The sequence below is a fragment of the Paenibacillus sp. 598K genome (assembly GCF_003851045.1).
GTDB lineage: Bacteria > Bacillota > Bacilli > Paenibacillales > Paenibacillaceae > Paenibacillus_D.
In genome coordinates this window covers 32,499-52,547 of the sequence record NZ_BFBX01000009.1, presented here as the reverse complement: position 1 = coordinate 52,547, position 20,049 = coordinate 32,499, and the positions used below count along the sequence as shown (strand labels likewise).

Annotated in this window: 11 protein-coding genes; 9 read left to right on the top strand and 2 right to left on the bottom strand. The window is 56.6% G+C overall.

Annotated elements, in window-relative coordinates; genetic code table 11:
* Positions 1-1,008 precede the first annotated feature (1,008 nt).
* From PA598K_RS03470 to PA598K_RS03435, 8 genes are all read left to right on the top strand, one after another.
* The gene (locus PA598K_RS03470; protein ID WP_128655511.1) at positions 1,009-3,426 is read left to right on the top strand and encodes a family 43 glycosylhydrolase; all 2,418 of its coding nucleotides are present in this window, start codon (positions 1,009-1,011) and stop codon (positions 3,424-3,426) included.
* Between the two features lie 37 nt (positions 3,427-3,463).
* Positions 3,464-5,044, top strand: a complete 1,581-nt coding sequence (locus PA598K_RS03465; RefSeq protein ID WP_185601514.1) for a response regulator — start codon at positions 3,464-3,466, stop codon at positions 5,042-5,044.
* A 206-nt stretch (positions 5,045-5,250) separates the two neighbouring features.
* Complete coding sequence (locus PA598K_RS03460) at positions 5,251-6,543, top strand: family 43 glycosylhydrolase (protein ID WP_128655509.1); 1,293 nt, start codon at positions 5,251-5,253, stop codon at positions 6,541-6,543.
* 12 nt (positions 6,544-6,555) lie between these two features.
* Positions 6,556-7,446 (top strand): ABC transporter permease, encoded by an 891-nt coding sequence (locus tag PA598K_RS03455; RefSeq protein ID WP_128655508.1) that lies wholly within the window; start codon positions 6,556-6,558, stop codon positions 7,444-7,446.
* A 14-nt stretch (positions 7,447-7,460) separates the two neighbouring features.
* A complete protein-coding gene (locus PA598K_RS03450; RefSeq protein ID WP_128655507.1) occupies positions 7,461-8,324 on the top strand; it encodes a carbohydrate ABC transporter permease in 864 nt (287 codons plus the stop codon).
* A gap of 33 nt (positions 8,325-8,357) precedes the next feature.
* Positions 8,358-9,926, top strand: coding sequence for an extracellular solute-binding protein (locus tag PA598K_RS03445; RefSeq protein WP_185601511.1), 1,569 nt, complete (start codon positions 8,358-8,360; stop codon positions 9,924-9,926).
* A gap of 110 nt (positions 9,927-10,036) precedes the next feature.
* Positions 10,037-11,575 (top strand): extracellular solute-binding protein, encoded by a 1,539-nt coding sequence (locus tag PA598K_RS03440; protein WP_185601509.1) that lies wholly within the window; start codon positions 10,037-10,039, stop codon positions 11,573-11,575.
* Positions 11,572-14,370: a sensor histidine kinase gene (locus tag PA598K_RS03435; RefSeq protein WP_128655504.1), complete on the top strand. Its 2,799-nt coding sequence runs from the start codon at positions 11,572-11,574 to the stop codon at positions 14,368-14,370. The genes PA598K_RS03440 and PA598K_RS03435 overlap by 4 nt, the downstream gene beginning before the upstream one ends.
* Positions 14,371-14,528: 158 nt before the next feature.
* Here the strand turns inward: PA598K_RS03435 and PA598K_RS03430 are convergent, their stop codons facing one another.
* Positions 14,529-15,395, bottom strand: a complete 867-nt coding sequence (locus PA598K_RS03430) for an AraC family transcriptional regulator (protein ID WP_185601507.1) — start codon at positions 15,393-15,395, stop codon at positions 14,529-14,531.
* Between the two features lie 157 nt (positions 15,396-15,552).
* Here PA598K_RS03430 and PA598K_RS03425 point away from each other — a divergent pair, with 157 nt between their 5' ends.
* On the top strand, positions 15,553-18,210 hold the full coding sequence (locus PA598K_RS03425; RefSeq protein ID WP_128655502.1) for a family 78 glycoside hydrolase catalytic domain: 2,658 nt from the start codon (positions 15,553-15,555) through the stop codon (positions 18,208-18,210).
* A 189-nt stretch (positions 18,211-18,399) separates the two neighbouring features.
* On the opposite strand, the gene PA598K_RS03420 is transcribed toward PA598K_RS03425, so the two are convergent.
* Positions 18,400-19,995 carry a PucR family transcriptional regulator gene (locus PA598K_RS03420; RefSeq protein ID WP_128655501.1) on the bottom strand — a complete coding sequence of 532 codons (1,596 nt, stop codon included), beginning with the start codon at positions 19,993-19,995 and terminating at the stop codon, positions 18,400-18,402.
* Between the last annotated feature and the right edge of the window lie 54 nt (positions 19,996-20,049).

Sequence of the window (20,049 nt, the reverse complement as noted above, 5' to 3'; positions counted from 1 at the left end):
CGGTTTTTTTAGAGGATGTTTCCCATCTTGGATTGTGGGTAATATAGCACGGCCTGGGCATGAATGATACTATTGTAGTACTGCCTTCCTTGGCATTGGGACAATGACTCGAACGGTGACTTGGAATCAGGATCTACAATTGTTTCTGGTGGAGGAGGGGGACAACCGGATGTAGTGGTATTAATAAAAAGCTTATAGTTAGCGCTAGTATTCTTGCTTTGAAATACCTTAAAAAGAGTTGATCGCACTGACACTAGAAGAAAAGGAACTTGCCGAAAATCATTTACTCTGAAATTGACTCGATCGGCGTTTATGGAAAAAGTATGTGCCTAACCAAAGTCAGTAACATAAGCTATATTTGGAGTGAAGCTAATGCTGCGTTTCTTTTTAGCCTTCAAAAACAAGAAAATGGTTTGCCCGCGTTGTGAGAACGAACTTTATGTGCATCTTTTCTTTTCGGATTTTTACATGCTGAAATGTCTGACCTGCGACTTATTCTATAAAAACAAAAAAAATGAGAGCAGGATTGAACCGTATGAGATGCCTGCAGACCTGAAAGAGCAATTAGAAAAAGATGAGACTTATAAGGATTACACAGGAACTCCAGTAAGTAGAGATTTCGAGTCAGGGTGGAAGACGTGGGTTCGGAAAATCATAAAACGAAGGTAGCTCCACGAAGGCCGTCGGTCATCTCCTCACGCTACTCGACACAGCTTCAATACCTTACTCGCCTCGGACCTCATCATGCAAAGAAAATATACAATCATCCCCCCGTCATTTCATAATATCTCCCCCCTCGCTCGGCCGGAAAGGCCGCGTTATAGTCAACCTATGCGTAGTCAGGTGCGATCAAGGAAGTCATAGCCAATCATGATTCGGATATTCCCTAGCGACGCCCGTCTGCGGCGGTGACGCTATCGAACCGGCCATGAGTTGATCGTGCCTGCGCCAACGATTATTCCGATAATTGTAAGCGCTTGCGCAAATTGACTTCGAGGAGCTGCAATTATGCTAACCACGGTTTCGATCAAAGGTCGTTTGCTTATTTCTCTGATGCTTGTCGCCCTTATGCTGTTTCCCGCAGCGGCGCTGGCCAACACCGGCCCGACGTTTAACAATCCGATTGCTCCGGGCGATTTCCCAGATCCTACGGTATACAAGCATACGGATGGCTACTATTACTTCAGCTATACCGATTCGGGCAGCATTAACTTGAATCGTTCGTCGACGTTGACCGGCGTGCAGCAGGGCGTATCCAAGGTCGTGCTCGCCCAAACCCCCGGGACGGGTTATGCGGATCGGCTATGGGCCTCGGAGATTCAATTCATTAACGGCGTATGGTACATTTACTTCTGTGCGGATGACGGCGCGTCTGTCACCAATCATCGACTGTTCGTCATATCCAATTCCAGCCCCAATCCGCTGGAGGGGACATGGACGACACCGGTCAAGCTGTTCGATCCGGCCCACGATTATTATGCCATCGACCCGGCCATCTTGAACCAGAACGGCAATCTGTATTTGCTGTACTCGGGTTCGCCTACGCCAGGAACGACGGGGCCGCAAAATATCTATATCCTTAAGATGAGCAGCCCGACCTCGGTAACGGGCAATCGGGTTTCGCTGGCTGCACCAGGGGCCGAGGATGCGGGAGTGAATGAGGCTCCTTCCGTTTACCGCAAGAATGGAAGATTTTTTGTGACGTTCTCCGGGAATACCTTCAACAGCAACGATTACCATCTCGATATGCTGACTGCGGAGGATACGGCCGACGTCATGTCCCCTTCCTCCTGGACGCGCACGAACAATGTTTTCGTCAAGAGCGCGGCCAACGGCGTATACGGTCCGGGCTCCAACGCGATTGTCGAATCGCCGGACGGCACGGAGGATTGGCTCGTGTACCACGGTTGCAGAGACAATCGCTGCTCGACGTGGCGGCCGACGTTTGCACAAAAGATCGCCTGGAATCCCGATGGCACGCCTAGCTTCGGCGCCCCGGTCGGTACTACGACGCTGCTGAACGTACCGTCCGGGGAGATCGGCTCCTCTCCGCTCTTGGTCAACGCCGGCTTCGAATACGACGGGGGCCCAACCTCGACTCCCAAGGGCTGGAGCCTGTCGGGCGCTAACCCTGAAGCGATCGCAACGAGCGGCACAGGCGGCAATAAGTCGGGCTCCTATCATCTGGAGATTGCCAAGTCCAGCGCGTATCAGGCTGCGGTCGGGCAGACGGTGCTCAGCCTGCCGAACGGCGTCTATACGCTTAGCGCATGGGTCAAATCGAGCGGCGGGCAAGGAAGCGCGTATCTCGAGGCCAAAAATTACGGGGGAGCAGCCAGGCAGACCGCGATTCCTGCCGCATCCACATGGACAAATGTTCAAATCGCCGATATTCAGATTACGAACGGGAAGCTCGACATCGGCGTGTATAGCAGCGGGCCTGCCGGTACGTGGCTGCATGTTGACGATGTTATGCTGGCCAGAACCAAAGATACGTATCGCGCCTCCGCGGATTTCTCCAACTACCAATCGATCCATCAATGGTTTTACCAGGAGCAGGTAGGGGCCAATTATCTGAATATGACCTGGGAATGGCAAGCGAACAAGTGGGTCGGCTCCAACCCGTATACGTTGATCTGGGGTCCTGCGCAGATGCACCCCGACAACAATAACAGCGTCAGAACGTGGGAGGCGCCCAAGTCGGGGACGGTGCTTGTGTCAGGCAATGTGAGGAAGACGACGGCCGGAGGCGACGGCGTCAATGTCAAAATAATGCGCAACGACACGCAGGTATGGCCGAGCAGCGGCTGGCAGCCGATCGCGGGCAACGATACGACAGGCTTCGATCATAGCGCGGTTGTCCAGGTGACGGCGGGAGATCGATTGCACTTTGTCGTCAACAAGAATGGCGACAATAGCTTTGATGAGGTCACTTGGGACCCGGCTATCTCGTATTCGTGGTGGAAGGCTTCGGCGAACTTTGCCACGACGCAGGGCGGGGGAGGCTGGTACTACCAGAATGGAGCGGACTATGCCAATATGACTTGGGACGCCGCACGCAATGCCTGGGTAGGCGCGCATAGCTACAATCTGATCTGGTCGCCCTCGCAGCTTCATCCGGATACGAACGATACGACATTAACCTGGCAGGCGCCGAAGGCGGGACAGATCCGGATAGCGGGAGTGGCAAGGATGGTTGGCGCGGGAGGCGACGGCGTCAAGGTGAAGATCATGCGCAACGGTACGCAAATCTGGCCGTCCTCGGGCTGGCAATCGATTGCGGGGGGCAATACGACGGGCATCAAGCAGGATCTGATGACGACGGTGAGCGCAGGAGACCGCATTCGTTTCGTAGTCAACAGGAACGGCAACAAGGACTTTGATGAGACGCACTGGGACCCGTCTATCTACTACACGAATCCATAAGTCTGCGTATGCAACGCCGGGAGGTGCGGAGAGCTTCATGTTAAAGGTATTGATCGTGGAAGACGAGCCCATTATGCTGGAGGGACTGAGCCGGACGCTCCCGTGGGAGAGCTGGGGGTTCCTCGTAATCGGCGCTGCGGAAAACGGGGAGAAGGCGCTGAAAGCGCTGGAGGCGGAGCAGGTCGATCTGATTGTAACCGACATTCGGATGCCTGTGATGAACGGACTCGAGCTACTGCAGCAGGTTCGGGATCGCTTCCCGATGACGAAGGTGATACTGCTAAGTGGTCATGAGGATTTCTCTTATGTGCGGGAGGGGATGCGGCTCGGCGCGACAGGTTATGTGCTCAAGCTGAACCTGCTGAAGGAGCTGTCCTCCGAGGTGGAGGCGGTCAGGGAGAGGATCGTAACGGCGCGACAGCTGGATGAGGAGCATCGCAGGAGCCGCGCCGCCTCCAAGCGGGAGGCGATCCGCCGCATCCTGATCGGGGAGACGTCCGCAGCGGAAGCAAGCGACGAGGACGACGCTGGATTGTCCGGGTACACTGGGTTGCTTCCCGAGGAAGGCCGATATGTGTGCATGATCGTCCATATTGTCAACTATTACGTCATGCTGCGAGAGTCGACGCCTGCCTCGCTCGCCTCTACCATTGCTGGGATGCAGTCGCGATTGCAGAGCTGGATGGCCGAGCGCCAGGCGGAGGGCTCCCTGATCCGGATCAGGGAAAATGAGCTCGCGATCATCATCGAGCATGCGTCCGAATCCGCCGTCCAGAGGCTGCGCGAGGAGCTGCCTCGAATCGTCGAGGCCAACGGGTGGCCGGCCGTTGTCGGTACGGGACCGCTGCTCTGTGGGGCGGCCGGTCTCCGACGCTCGTATCAGGAGGCCCGGCACACGACATTCCCCGGGACGAGTCTGGATAACTCCTTCCGCTATCAGGAGACCGCCGACCTGCCGTCGGCCACCCTTCCCGAGGAGCTGCTCGAGGTGGAGAGGAAGTTCCTGCGGGCTATCGAGACGTACAACTGCGTCGACGCGCGCAGGTGGGGCGACGTTTGGTTCGGCAAATGGGAGCAAACGCCCGCGCTGGCGATTCCCGAGCTGCAGCAGCGCAGTCTGGACCTGCTCAACAGAGCGCTCTGGCGACTGAGCGAGATGCCGGGCTCGGACTCGCTCCAGCTTCGTCTTCCATTGCTGGACATCATTAACTATGAGGATTGCGCTGCCATCAAGTCCTGGTTCGCTGGCAAGCTGGCGTCGTTGCTCGCCAGCGTGGAGGCGACGACCCGGACAGAAGCGGAGCAGCGAGTGGATCGCATTATCGCCTATATACAGGACAATTTGTCGGAGAAGATTTCATTGAAGCAAATGGCCGAATACGTCTACATTAACCCGTCGTACTTAAGCGTGCTGTTTAAAGAACGGACAGGACGAAGCTTCACGGATTACGTCATCGAGCTGAAGGTGAAGATGGCCGAGACGTATATCCGGCAAGGGGCCAAGGTTCACGAGGCCGCGGAGAGAGTAGGGTACGAAGATCTCAAGCATTTTCGCAAAATGTTCCAGAAGCATGTCGGACATTCGCCAGGGAGGACCAACGAAAGCGCTGGTCCGTAATCTGGCGAGCTGGACGTCATGAACACGTCAACCGTTCGATCCGAGTGAATCGGCTCCTGCCGACACACTCGGCTCGAACGGTTGTTTTGTGTGCCCCAACATCCAATTATCGCCCCTGTTACAACCCATTAACGCCCCTGACGGTCTGTCGACTAAGGCATTACTATGGATGTAGTGGCAACCGATGCGAGAGGAGGGGGAGCGGTTTGGGAAAACGCTTGCGGATGGTCCTGGTGGCGACAATCCTGATCGCGATCATGGGCTGCAGCAACGAGAGGGAAGGGGAGCACACGATGGAAGAGATTAAATCCGCGCCAACTTTGGAAGAGGGAGAAACGAAGCGCGACGATGCGGCTACAGAGTCGACGCTTCGCATCGAGCCGCAAGCCGTTAGCGGACCGGACGGGGAGATTGTATACGGCGCAGACCCGAAGGTGCTGCGTACGGACGACGGCCGTTATTACATGTACACGACGATGGACAATGGCGTATTGCCGACGTGGACGAGTACCAATCTGACTGATTGGGAACCGCTGCCGTCGGCATTGTCTGCGGATGCCTATCACGATATCGGCCGACCGGACGACAAAACGAACCGGAAGCTGTGGCTGAATTGGGCCCCGTATGTGGCCCGGATCGGAGACGACTACTGGATGTTCGTCAGCAGCTATGCCGGTCCGCAGCTCAGAGAGGACGGATATCATCTGGAGCAATCGATCTATGCCGGACGAAGCGACAGTCCGCAAGGTCCGTTCGAGCGATTCGTCAGCGTCATTCCGCGCAACGATGCGAGGAACGCGCCGCGCTCCTATGACGGACCCGAGACGAAGGCGAGCCGCGAGACGCATGCCACGCTCAAGATCGACGCGGCCATCTTCCATGATCCGCCGACGGACAGAACCTATATGGCCTACGTCTCTTACGGCGAGCAGGAGGACCCGGACGAATCGGGCAATCATATCCAGCTGTTCTGGCTGAACAACCCTGCGTTCGAAGAAGGCGAAGGCAAACAGCCGGGCTTGTATTACGATTATATGCCGGACGAGACCTATCCGATCTCCAATCCTCGCCAGTGGCCGGAATTCGATGTACCGATGAACCGCGACAACAACGACCGGCCATGGAAGCCTGCCGGGGAAGCTTACGGCTGGCCGGCGGTCGGAGTCGAGCGGTTCGTGACGGAAGCGCCTGTCCTCGCTTATATCGAGGGCAAGTACCACTTTTACTTCTCCGTCAACACCTGGGACTCGCCGTCGTATCAGATTCTGCAAGTGAAGGCTGATCGGCTCCGCGATCTCGATGCCCGTACCAGATCGGACAGCGCGGGCAACGAATATGCCGTATTCCAGCAGCCGGAGCGAAACGGCGACTTCTGGAGCAACTACGGCAGCGGCTCTGCTGTGCAGGATGCGGAGGGCAACTGGCATTACATGATGCACTCGCTCGTGAAGGGCGGCGGCTCGAGGTTTGTGCTTCACAAGCCGATCCGGGATGAATAGGAGGCCTGGACGATGAAATGGCGTAGGTATCGCATACTTTATTTGATGCTGGCCCCTGTGCTGTTGTACTATTTCCTGTTCAGCTACGTGCCCATACATGGGCTGCTTATCGCCTTCAAGGACTATAACGTATTCGATGGCGTATGGGGGAGTTCGTGGGTCGGTCTGGATGTGTTCCGCGATATTATGAGCGACGATTACTTCTGGCAGACGGCTGGCAACACGGTGATGATCAGCATGTACAAAATCGTGTTTGGGTTCCCGCTGCCGATTATATTGGCGTTAATGCTCAATGAAATGCTGCATCTGCGTACCAAACGAGTCATTCAGACGATCATTTATTTGCCGCACTTTATATCCTGGGTCATCATCGGCGGACTCGTCATCGCGTTCCTGTCGCCAAGCACTGGCGTCATCAATCATCTGATCGCGTTGTTCGGAGGCGAGCCGATCTACTTCATGCTGGAGCAGAGCTACTTCCGTTCCATCGTCGTCCTGTCCGATATCTGGAAGAATGTAGGCTGGGGGACGATCATCTACATCGCGGCGATCGCGTCGGTCAATCCCGAGCTGTACGAGGCTGCGGTTATGGATGGCGCGGGGAAGGGGAGACAGGCTTGGCATATTACATTACCCGGCATACGATCCATCGTGGTCATGATGTTTATCCTCGCGATCTCGGGCATTCTGAACGCCGGGTTTGACCAAATATTCGTGCTCTATAATCCGCTCGTTATGGATGTTGGAGATATCATCGACACCTATGTCTACCGGACGGGATTGCAGAATGCGAAGTACAGCTACGCGACTGCGATCGGCCTGTTCAAGTCCGTCATAGGCTTTGCGCTCATCCTGCTTGCCGATCGGCTCGCCAAGCAGTTTGGAGAGCGCGGAATTATTTAAGGGGGCAGGGCTGCATGAACCGACCTTCATTATGGTTTCAAATCGTGAACTACGCTTTCTTCATCTTGCTGTCGATCGTGACCTTGTACCCGTTCTGGTACACGCTCGTCGGCTCGCTTGTGCCCTTTGAGGAGTTCGCGGATCAGGCGCTGCTGCTGCTGCCCCGTTACGTCACCTTCCAGGCGTATGAGCAGATCTTCGAGACGAGCACCATTCCGAACGCTTACGGCATCACCGCGTTTAGTACGATTGTGGGCACGGCGCTGAACCTGCTGTTCACCTCGATTGGCGCATACGTGCTGTCGAGAAGGAACCTGCCGGGCAAGATGATCTTTTTTACGGCGATTCTTTTTACGATGTTGTTCTCCGGGGGGCTGATCCCCATCTATCTCACGCTTCATAGCTATGGATTGATCAATAACGTATGGGTGTATATCCTGCCCTCGCTGATCAATACGTTCTATCTGATCATTATGAAGACCAGCTTCCACAGCATTCCGGACAGTCTGGAGGAAGCGGCGGAGATTGACGGCTGCTCGCACTTCGGGATTCTGTTCCGCATCTTCCTGCCGCTATCGCTGCCGGTGCTGGCTACGCTGGGCCTGTTCTACGCCGTCGACCGATGGAACGAGCTATTCACGGCCTTGTTCTTCATTACGGACACGGACAAGTACACGCTGCAAGCCGTGCTCTACAACATGCTGACGAGCGTCGACACGACGACGCAGAACGTCATTACGACGGATCGGGAGAACATGGCAACCGAGCAAGTGAAGCTGGCGACGATCATCGTGGCGATTGTCCCGATCTTGCTGGTCTACCCCTTTCTTCAACGCTTCTTCATCAAGGGCGTGCTGATCGGGTCGGTTAAGGGTTAACTCATCAATCGAATTCAGGAGAGGGTGTACGAAGTGAAACGGAATAAAATAAAAGCGGGCTTGTCTATGCTTATGACCATGACGATGCTCGGAGCGGCGATGGCGGGCTGCTCCACCAACAATACTGGAGAGAACGGCGGCCCATCCCCGTCGTCCTCTACTAACCAGAATCAGAAGGCAGGCGAGAATGATCAGGAGACGAACGAGCGCATCAAGATTCGAATGATGAGCCGTGACTTGGTACAGGAGTATGTCGAGGATGATCAGGTGATCGCGTATTTGTCCGACAAGTTTAATATCGATCTTGAGAGGATCTACGTGCCGAGCCCGAACCAGACAGAAGTGTTCGAGAAGATGAACATGATGATTGCTTCCAAGGATATTCCGGATATTTTGGAGAGTCGGAATGATACGCCGATCGGCAAGGACATCTATGAGAACCTGGTCAAAGCCGACAAGCTGATCAACATCGAGGAGTTTGTCGAGGCGCATCCGGGCCGTTATCCGAATATCGAGGCTCGGATCGATGATCCCGACGCGGCCAGCTACCGGGCTTCGGACGGACAGCTCTATCAGATCCCCCGGATTTTCGGCGCATGGGATCATGGCTGGTATATCCGTCAAGACTGGCTTGACGAGCTGGGGCTGCAAGCTCCGACGACGCATGAGGAGCTGTATGAGGTGCTTAAGGCATTTGTCGCGAGCGACCCCGACGGCAAGAAGAATGTCGGCTTGACGATCTCCAATGCCTGGTGGCTGAACCATGTGTACGCAGGGTTTACCGGAACATGGGAATGGGCGGTTCGGGACGGCAAATATGTGTCGGTATGGTCGTTGCCGGAGCAGAAGGAAGCGTTGAAGTTTGTCCATAAGCTGTACAGCGAAAAGCTGCTCGACAACGAATTTTTCACGCACAAGCAGGAGCGCGACGAAATCGCCAAATTTAATACGGGCAGAGCGGGCGTGCTGCTGCTCGGCGTAACGTTGTCCGAGCGGGTGGTGCCTGAGCTGAGCAAGTTTAAGGCCGACGCCAAAGTAACGTACTTCAACTTCAGCGGCCCAGCCGGTCCGGCGCGTATTTCGGGCAACAAGTTTTTTGAAGCGATCTCGATCAACAAGGATACCAAAGATCCGCAGCGCGTCATGGATTTTATCGAATATCTGATGAGCCCGGAGGGCAAAGACCTGTGGCTCAATGGCGTCGAGAATGTCCATTACAAGATGGAGGGCGACACCATCGTTCCGAATGAGGACATTCGCAAGCACGAGGGTTGGGATAAGGGGCCGCACGGCATCCGCAGCATCGTCGACGTCAGCGCGTACTTGCAGGATAACTTCACCACGAATATTGAAGAGATCCGGTCGTATATGGATTATTTGAAGGGTACCGGCATCGCGGCGACCAATCCGCTGACCGGGATCGAATTTGATGCCAGCAAGCAATTCGGCTCGAAGCCTGGCGACATTATATCGAAGTACGAAGCCGCCTTTATTACCGGGAAGCTCGATATCGATCAGCACTGGGATACGTTCGTCAAGGAGTTATATGCGGCGGGATATAAGAAGCTAGAGGATGAAATCAACAGCAAAATGAAGCCTTGATGTATTCTGCATCTCCGTTTCGCACATTCGTCTCTGCCCTTGGGGCCGGGACGAATTTGCTTTGGGCGGGGGATGCGCTGTGCTATCATGAGGACGGGGAGGGACGATGCATGAGATTCGGCCTAGCGAGCGCGACGCTCGTCTTGTTTGGCTTTTTTTGCTTGAGCGCCTGTTCGGAAGAACAGCTGGCGGAGCCGGACGGCGCGGATGCGAGCCCTTATCGTACCAGGCTTCAGGTTTCGTATATTAGCCGCGACTTGTATACGTCCAACGGGACAATCCACTCTGACGACAAGCTGATCGAACGTCTGGAGCGCCAATTTAATATGGATTTGAATCTGATGTACATATCGAGTCCGAATCAGACCGAAATATTCGCGAAGCTGAATGCGCTGATCGCTTCCGGGGACATACCGGATATGATGGAAGCTCGAATCGACGATCTCGGCGGGGAGGTGTATCGCTCGTTGTCGCGCGAAGGACAGCTGATCGACGTCGAGCAATTCCTGGAGCTTCACCCCGGCCGATACCCGTATCTGGCCGAGCGGATCGCACATCCTGATGCGGCCGCCTATCGCGCCGAAGACGGCAGGCTGTACGCGATTCCGAGACTGTTCGGCGAATGGGATCATGCGTGGTATATTCGGCAGGATTGGCTCGACAAGCTGGGGCTTCCCATGCCGACAACGCTCGATGAGCTGTACGAGACGCTCAAGGTGTTCGTTCGCGAGGACCCGGACGGCAAGGACACTACGGGACTGACGTTATCCAATGTGTGGTGGCTGAATCATATCTTTGCCGGCTTTACCGGCGGCTTCAACTGGGTGGAGCGGGATGGCGAGTACGTCTACAACTATACCTTGCCCGAGATGAAGGACGCTTTTTTGTATATCAACAAGCTGTACGAGGAAGGGCTGCTGGACAGGGAGTTCTTTACGCACAAGCCGGAGCGCGACGAGATCGCCAAGTTTGCGTCGGGGCGAGCGGGCGTACTGCTGGTCGGGGCGACGTTCATGGAGCGAGTGCTGCCCATGCTCAAGCGGCATAACAGCGAGGCAGAGATCGCATTTTTGCCTGCAACGTTAAGCGGTCCGGGGGGGATTGCGCATATTTCCGGCGCCAAGATGTTCGAAGGCGTCATGATCTACCAAGGGACCCGGGACCCGGAGCGAATCTTCGACTTCCTGGAATATTCGTTGTCGCCGGAAGGCAGGGAGCTCTACGCGTATGGTGTGGAGGGCGAGCACTTTACGATAGACAGCGAAGGGAACAGGCAGCCGAGGGAGGACATATTCGCACGGGAAGGCTGGCACTTCGGCGGCAGGCATCCGCTGCTCGGCTCCATGCTGGACGCTTCGACGCTTTTGACCGACGAGGCGCTGAAGGCGTTTGACGAGGAGTACAAGACGAAGATCCGGACATTCTTCCATGACATCGAGCAAGTGGAGGGCGTGGCCCGAGACCGGCTTCCAGGCGTTCAGATCGAAGCGCTGAGGAAGGCCGGCTCCAGGCCGTCGGATCTATTCTACAAGTACCAGGCAGGCTTCATCACGGGCGAGCTGGACATCGAGAGCGACTGGGAGACATTCCGCAGCCAGTATCTGGCCGCCGGTTATGCAGACGCCGCCAAGGAAGTTAATCAGCGATGACGATCAAGCGCAAAATATACGTCACCTCGCTGGTGCTGCTGTTGCTTACGCTGTCCTTTGTATCGATGTACAGTTATCGGATCATCAAGAACACCGTGCTGGAGAAGGCTTATACTTCGGACTACGGTTACCTGGAGACGGTGCGGGACAGCTTCGAGAATATGATGGAGAGGTCGACGCCGCTCATCCGGCAGCATAAGGAGCTTCTCGCCGCCCGGCTGCAGGAATACGGGAGCACTGTGCAAATAGCCGACCGAATCAGCGCTGCCAAACGAATGGAATTCGAGCTGCAATCCTTTATCAATGATCATCGCGGCTTTACCGGCGCGATGGTGGTGACTGCCAGCGACAGTTTCTTTGCGGGGAGCTTCACGCATTCGGTCTCCTACAAGGAGATCACGACGCATCCGATCCATCGGCAATTATTCGCAAGGAGCGGGCATGCGTCGTTCACCTCCTCGTCTCCTCTAACGTTCCGGAACCAGCTGCTGCTGGGGGAGAGGATTGAAGGGGGAGTAGGGGAGGAGGAGGCGGTCATCGTCTACGCGCTTGATCCGGATTCCTTCCTCTCCTCGGACATGCGCGAACGAAGTCTCATTATTTACAATCAAGAGCGCGAGGTCGTGTGGGCGACCGACGACGCGTCGATAAAGCGCGGCCTTGCGGACGAGCAGGAACAGGATGCCGAGTGGTTTCCCGGACAGGAAGGCTCGGTCGTCGTCGGGGACTATTACGTCACCTATATTCATCCCCCGGATGAGGAGTATGTCTATTCGAATATCGTCGATATGAAAGTGCTTACAGACGAACTGAAGCGTCTTGAACGGATTCTGTTCCTCCTGTCGGGGCTGCTGTTCGTCGGCGGGGCACTGAGCGCGCGGTTCATCATCGAAGCCTTGCTCTCGCCGCTTGGGATGCTGAAGAACACGGTGTCCGGCAATGGGGCGGCGGCAGAGTCGAAGCTTGCGGCGTGGCTATCCAGATTCAAAATGAGGAACAAGTTGATTGTGTTTCTGTGCGTGCAGACGGTCGTTCCGGCCGTCGTCTTGATTGCCGTCACCTACGTCAGCGCCAACGAGATCGTCCTCGACAAAACGAAGGAGGCGATTGCCAACACCGTAGGACAAGCAGCTGATAATATCGGATATTTGCGACGGGACATGGCGGAATTTACGGCCGAGCTTGCCAACCTGAAGGACATTCAGCTGCTGCTAATGCAAGAGATGGCCGATGACAGCCGGCTCAGGTCCATCTCCGAATACATCGTCAAGCAAAATCCGCTCGCAGGCACGCTGCCTGCCATCGAAATCTACGGGAGCTCGGGAGCGCAACTGTACTCCACCAGCAATCTGGTCGACGGGACGGCTTGGGAAGCCATCCCGATCGCCTTTCGCAACGACGAGTTCAGACATACCGCCTGGCTGGACAAACGTATCGATGCGTTGGGCAATCAGGTGTATCCCTTTGTTCGCAAGGTGCGTCTGAAATATTCGGACGAGTTTATCAAGGGTCATCGCGACGACAGCGACAGCGGCAGGAGCGTTTATTCCGTCGGAGGTCTCATCCAGGCGCAACTGGCCGAGAGCAGTCTGGAAAGAAGATATAGCTCGCTGCTGCGAAGCGCGGATAATGCCGCTTTCATCATCAATGCGGAGGGCGTCATCCTCTCCCACCCGGACAAACGTCTCATCGGCAGCGAGATGGATTTGCCGATAGGGGACGTGCCTGTCGCAAGCCTGCCGCAGCAGACGATTAGTGGAGGTTCGCTCTCCTTCTATTACCCGATTGAGGGAGAAGGCGAGTGGCGGCTCGTCATGCAGATTCCAACAGCGGACATTCGCAAGGACAATATCCAGATCTGGATTGTCAATTCATTGGTGTTGCTGTTCGTGGCACTGATTATTGTCGGGTGCTCCTTTGTGTTCTCCTGGCAAATTACGAAGCCGGTCGTCCAACTCGGAGGGTTGATCTCCAGATTGGAGGCGGGGGATTACTCGGTGCGCCTGCCGGATCGCGGAGAGCGGGATGAGTTGACGTTGATCTCCCGGCGCTTCAACGAGCTGATCTTGAAGATTAATGCGTTGATCGAGGAAGTGATCGCCTCCAAGCTGGTTCAGCATGAGCTGGAGCTGAGCAAGCAGCGGTTGGAGAAGCGCAAGAAGGAAGCCGAAATCGCCGCCTTTCAATCCCAGATCAATCCTCACTTTTTGTACAACACCTTCTCCTCCATTAACTTCATGATCGCGCTCGGACGCAACGAGGATGCGATCCGGATGCTGGATGCGCTGGGGAGGTTGTTCCGCAAGGGCATCTTCCGGGGCGAGGTGGTCGTGCCGATCGAAGAAGAGCTCGAGCATGTGAGAGCGTATCTGGAAATTCAAGAGATGCGATTTGGCTCCAAGCTGCGTATCGTCTGGCAGTTGGATAAGGGAATCGAACATCATCAGATGATCAAGCTGACGCTGCAGCCACTGGTCGAAAATTCGATCTATCACGGCATCGAGACGCTGGACCACGGCGGGCAAATTACAATCGAAGGCCGCATGCAGGAAGGCATGATCTGTTTCCATATTCGGGACGACGGCGTTGGCATCGGCGAGGAGCAGTTGGCTCACATACGCCGCGTATTGATCGACGGCGAGACGAGGCAGATCGGATTGAAAAATGTCGACAACCGCATTAAGCTCTATTTCGGCGAGCAATACGGCGTCCGTATCGAGAGCGAGGCGAATGTCGGGACGACCGTGACGCTGACGCTCCCGCTGCAAAGCTGGGATAGCGTCCCTGACAGCTAGGCGGGTTTCCTTTCGTAAGGAGGGGGACGCCGCCTTTTTGTGCTGTCTGCTGCTAGAATGATCGCCGGACATCCGAAAACGGGATTCGAGGTAACGGCTGAGCAGCTTGTCGCCATGACCGGCGGACAAGTGATGTCGATTACGTAATCGGGCATGAATTATTGGCTCTTTGAATTGCGATATTGCGTAGGAGTCATGCCTACGCTGCGCTTGAACAAGGCCAGGAATGTGCCGATGTCCTTATAGCCGACGGATTCGGCAATCGCGCTCACCTTCTCTGGCGTATCGCGCAGAAGCTGGCAGCTTCTCTGAATGCGCAGATGCTGCAAGTAGCGGAGGAAGGGCTGCTCCGTATGCCGCAGGAACAGTCGCTGCAGATGCCGCGCGCTCCAGCCGCTTGCTTCGGCAAGCGAGGCTAGCGTTAACGGCTCTGTGCAGTGCCGATCCAGGTATTGCAGCAGCCGATGGAAGCTTACCGGTGTTTTGCTTGCCGCGCCGCCTTCTACGCTTCTTCTCCGCTGCACGGTAAGCAGCAGCTGGACAAGCAAGGTATGGATATAATCGATCGCGCCTGCGTGGATCAGCGTGTACTCCCGGTGCATCGCCAGAAACAGCTTCTCGATGGTATCCTCCTCGTCGGGCAGGACGAAGTAATCGACCGCGTCGTTCATGAGGGCGACAATAAACGAGCGACACGCTTCGTCTGTCACGAATTCGGCCAGCTTCGCCAAGACACGCGCAGGAAATACGCAGTTGTAGACGATCAAGCGGTGTTTGGCGGCGTTGGTCGATTGCGGACGAAAGACATGGGGGATTCCGATTGGAATGAAGCAGAGCTGCCCCTTGATTACCTTATGGATGTCATCGCCGACGTGGTGAAAGCCGCTGCCTTCTGCAATATAGGCGAACTCATAGAAGTCGTGATCGTGGAGGAAGGTATCGAAGCTTTCGGTTGCGCGATTGATATAGACCGGGAAATGCTCGAAGAAGTATTTCCCGAGATAAGTATCGGAGCTTTTTTTCATCGGTGATCCCTTCTTTTCAGGTGCTGGCAGAGCGCTGGTTCTTCTGAACATTATGTCGTAATTGCCTTATGAATATGTCCGTATTACCGCAATTCAATCGGTCGCACTTATTATATCATAAGACACATCACGGCATATTCCAGAGGAGAGTTGAACGATGTTTGAAGTGAAGCAGTTGCGCTGCGAGTACATGGACAATCCGATCGGCATCGATGTCAGGCGGCCTCGCCTTAGCTGGCAATTGAGCTCGAGCAAGCGCGGGAGCGTCCAAACCGCTTATGCAATAGAAGTGTCGTCTGTGGAAGGCTTCGAGGATATCCTATGGCAATCCGGACGCGTGAGCGGCGATCAGACGGTGCATGTCGAGCTGCCGGGTCTGGAGCTTGCATCGAGGAAGCGCTATTATTATCGGGTCAAGAGCTGGAACGAAGCGGGCGAAAGCTCGGCATGGTCGGCCGTGTCCTACTGGGAGACGGGGATATTGGATGAGAGCGAATACACCGCGAGCTGGATTGGCGCGCCAGTAAGCGTCATCGCGCAGGAAAGCGAGCAGGCGCCGTTGCTGCGCAGAAGCTTTGCGGTCGGCGGCGCAGTGCGTCAAGCCCGTCTGTACGCCACTGCGCTTGGCCTGTACGAGCTGGAGCTGAACGGCGCGCGGGTCGGGGACAGCTACTTTACGCCGGGCTGGACGAGCTACAAGCATCGCTTGCAGGTGCAGACGTACGACGTCACCGGCATGCTGCAAGACGGAGCCAATGCGATCGGCGCCTGGCTGGGCAAGGGCTGGTACAGAGGCAATCTGGCCTGGCAGCATCAGAAGGACATCTACGGAGACAAGAATAGACTTCTGCTCGAGCTTCACATTCAATACGAAGATGGTCGCTCTGAAGTGGTGACGACGGATGGAGCCTGGAAGGCGGCGGGAAGTCCGATCCTGATGTCGGAGCTGTACCACGGCGAGACGTACGACGCGCGGCTGGAGCAGCCGGGCTGGAGCGCGCCTGCGTTCGACGACAGCGACTGGCATCTGGTCGACCTCCTGGACGGAGCATCTGGCAAGCTTATCGGGCAGGAGAACGAGCCGGTACGCAAGATCGAGGAAATCAAGCCAATCGCGCTTATCAAGACGCCGCTTGGAGAGACTGTGCTCGATTTCGGGCAGAACATGGTCGGCTGGGTTCGCTTTGAGGTCAAGGGTGAGGCTGGTACTACGGTAACGATCAACCACGCCGAGGTGCTGGACAAGGAAGGGAATTTCTACACCGAAAATATGCGTTCCGCCAAGGTTACGATCCAATACACGCTAAAAGGCGGAGAGACCGAGAGCTACGAGCCCCGCTTTACGTTCCAGGGCTTCCGGTATATTCGGCTCGTCGGCTTCCCGGAGCCTGTAGCCATGGCGCAATTTACCGGCATCGTGCTGCATTCGGATATGGCGGCCACGGGAGCATTCCAGTGCTCGGACGAATTAATCAATCAATTGCAGCACAATATCGAGTGGGGGCTGAAGGGCAATTTCCTCGATGTGCCCACCGACTGTCCGCAGCGCGACGAGCGGCTCGGCTGGACGGGCGACGCCCAGATGTTCATCCGGACGGCCTCGTACTTGCGCAACGTCGCTCCGTTCTTCGCCAAGTGGACCCGGGATCTCGCCGCAGACCAACTGGAGGATGGCGGCGTGCCGTTTGTTATTCCGGACGTGCTCGATCGCAATTCTCATTCATCCGCGGCCTGGGGGGATGCGGCTGTTATTTGTCCGTGGACGATCTACTTGTGCTATGGCGACAAGCGCATCCTGGAGCAGCAGTACGACAGCATGAAGGCTTGGGTGGAGTACATCCGTCGTCAAGGGGACGATGAGCATTTGTGGAACACGGGCTTCCATTTCGGAGATTGGCTGGGACTGGATTCGAAGCCGGATTCCTATGTCGGCGCAACAGACAGAGATTATATCGCTACGGCGTTCTACGCGTATTCGACTTCGTTGCTGCAGCAATCCGCAGCGATCATCGGACGTACGGAGGACGCGCAAGCGTATGCGGAGCTGTACAAGCGCATTGTGGCTGCCTTTACGACGGAATTCGTTACGCCTGCGGGACGGTTGTCGGTCCCGACGCAAACCGCACAGGTGCTGGCGCTAACATTTGGCTTGCTGGAGGGCAAGGCCAGGGAGCGGGCCGTCGCCAAGCTGATGGAGCTGCTCGAAGAGAGCAAGTTCCACTTGACGACAGGGTTTGTCGGCACGCCATACTTGAACTTCGCGCTTAGTCAGAATGGACAGCTGGATGCGGCCTACAAGCTGCTGATGCAGCAGGATTACCCTTCCTGGCTCTACCAAGTGACGAAGGGCGCAACGACGATCTGGGAGCATTGGGACGGCATTCGGGAGGATGGCAGCTTCTGGAGCAAGGATATGAATTCCTACAACCACTATGCTTATGGCGCGATCGGAGACTGGCTGTACCGCTGCGTGGCGGGCATCGATATGGCGGAAGGGACGGCTGGCTACAAGAGCATTACGATCGCTCCGCAGCCGGGAGGGGCGCTGACCTGGGCGGAAGGGCGGTTTGACTCCGTATACGGGGAGATTGCGTCGCGTTGGAGCCGCTCCGAGGATGGCGTGATGGAATTGCTCGTGACGATTCCGGTCAACACGAAGGCGACGATCACGCTTCCTGGCGCCAGCCTGGAGACGGCGACGGAAGGCGGAGTTGCCGTCCGCCAGGCGGATGGCATCGCGTCTGCGATCGAGACGGAGGCAGGCGTGCGGCTCGAGACCGGGTCGGGACGTTATACTTTCAGTTGGAAGCTCTAGACTGATGGCGACGTAACGCTGGGCGATCTGGCCGGGTTGGGCGGTCGTCCTGTCGTGAATGATGAAATGAACCTGACGAACAGAGCGATAACTTGGAGCAATCGCAACCGTCGTGTTTCCTACGAAAGGGAGGAAACGCGACGGTTCTTTGTGCAGTCTGCCTATCGCTGCCCCGGCGCCTGGCCCCGCTCAACCTTGCTCCTGCGCCAGCAGCTGACGGAACATGAACAGCAGCTTCGCCTTCAGCAGGTCGCCGGTCAGCCGCAGATCGAGGCCGAGCAGCTCGCTCAGCTTCTCCAGCCGGTATTGCACCGTATTGCGGTGGATGTAGAGCTGGCGGGCGACGTCGTTGATCTGGCCCTCGCAGGCGATATAGGCCTCCAGCGTCCGCAGCATGTCGGCGGCATAGTCGGCGTCCTTGAGCGTCAGCGGCTGCAGCAGCGTCTGGCAGTAACGGTCCATCACGGGCGTCGGGATATGCGAGAACAGATAGGAGAACTCCAGGTCGGCGAAGAAAACGACCGGCGCGTCATAACCGAGCTGACGGCTGATGCGCCGCGCCTCCGTGCACTCCTCGTAGGCATCGCGGATCGCGCCAAGCTCTGGCTTGATGCGGCTGATATAGCTGCGGACCGGTACGCCGGGCATCGCATGCACGAGCTCGAGATAGGCCTGGCTGACCATATCGGCGAAGGAGCCGCCTTCGGCAGGCGTATCCTGCACCTTGAACACATGCAGCAGCGTGTCCTCCAGCGTCAGATGCTGACTCTCGAGGCTGCTGAGGCGGGGATGATAGTTCACCTCGCGCAGCAGCTCGCGCAGCTTTTTGGGAGCAGGCGGGGCAGCGCCGGGCGGCGACTCGATGACCGTCAGCACGCACACATGGCCGCCGCCGACGAGCGGCGAGCCGAGCGAGCGCGACTGCTCCAGGAATGTCTCCTTGGTAATCTGACGCTGCAGGTAACGCTCCATGACGGCGCTCCACTGGTAGCCGGCGACCGTCTGCTGATCGTCGTAATAGTGGTCCATATGGTAGCAGAGGATCTCGGCTGCCTGGTGGAGCAGCCCCTCCTCCTCGGGCAGGACCGGACCGTCGTCCGGGATGACGATCAGATAGCCGTAGCAATCCGTATCCTGCAGCAGCGGGATGCGGCAGTACCAGCCGTGCTCGGTGCGGGCTCTGTGGAGCTGCGGCGCCCACGGCCAGCCCTTCAGCAGCTCGACCTCCGGCCAGTCGCAGCTATTGTACAGCAGTTGGCCGCGCGCGCTGACGACGACGATATCCTGCGCGAGGATGCCCGCGATCATCGGGAACAGATTGTTGAAGTCGACTTTTTGCAGCGCGAAGCGGACGAGTTGCTTTTGCTTGTCGAGATCCTGGTGGAGCTGCTGCGTGTTTTTGGCGAACTCGGCCTGGAACAGCGCGTTCATCTGATCGGAAAAGGCGAATTCGAAGGGCAGATCAAGGATCGGAAAGTTCAGCCGATCCGCCTCCTCGAGGACAATCTGGGGAATCTCCGACCAGTAACGGCCGAGCTTGATGCCGATGCCAGCCGCGCCGCGCTCATCGAGCTTGGTGAGCAGCTTCAGGAACGCATCCGGCGTGTCCTTGATCGCATAAGCCGTCGTCAGCAGCAGCTCGCCGGGACTGATCCAGTCGATCACATCCGGCGCGTCCATCGTATTGACCGACTGGATGAGCCGCCCGACGCCGCCGGCCCCAGCGACCAGCTTCGCTTTGGACAAGGGATAGATGGACAAGGCCTCTTCGACAGTAATTCGCATGATGTTCTTCCCTCCCAGACTGCTCTCAAAACGGAGCCTGCGGTCACGGGATCG

Excerpts from the sequence above, each read along its gene's own strand:
- PA598K_RS03440 (WP_185601509.1), top strand. The coding sequence starts at position 10,037 with ATGAGATTCGGCCTAGCGAGCGCGACGCTCGTCTTGTTTGGCTTTTTT.
- PA598K_RS03455 (WP_128655508.1), top strand. The coding sequence starts at position 6,556 with ATGAAATGGCGTAGGTATCGCATACTTTATTTGATGCTGGCCCCTGTG.
- PA598K_RS03450 (WP_128655507.1), top strand. The coding sequence starts at position 7,461 with ATGAACCGACCTTCATTATGGTTTCAAATCGTGAACTACGCTTTCTTC.
- PA598K_RS03425 (WP_128655502.1), top strand. The coding sequence starts at position 15,553 with ATGTTTGAAGTGAAGCAGTTGCGCTGCGAGTACATGGACAATCCGATC.
- PA598K_RS03430 (WP_185601507.1), bottom strand. The coding sequence starts at position 15,395 with ATGAAAAAAAGCTCCGATACTTATCTCGGGAAATACTTCTTCGAGCAT.
- PA598K_RS03435 (WP_128655504.1), top strand. The coding sequence starts at position 11,572 with ATGACGATCAAGCGCAAAATATACGTCACCTCGCTGGTGCTGCTGTTG.
- PA598K_RS03465 (WP_185601514.1), top strand. The coding sequence starts at position 3,464 with ATGTTAAAGGTATTGATCGTGGAAGACGAGCCCATTATGCTGGAGGGA.
- PA598K_RS03470 (WP_128655511.1), top strand. The coding sequence starts at position 1,009 with ATGCTAACCACGGTTTCGATCAAAGGTCGTTTGCTTATTTCTCTGATG.
- PA598K_RS03420 (WP_128655501.1), bottom strand. The coding sequence starts at position 19,995 with ATGCGAATTACTGTCGAAGAGGCCTTGTCCATCTATCCCTTGTCCAAA.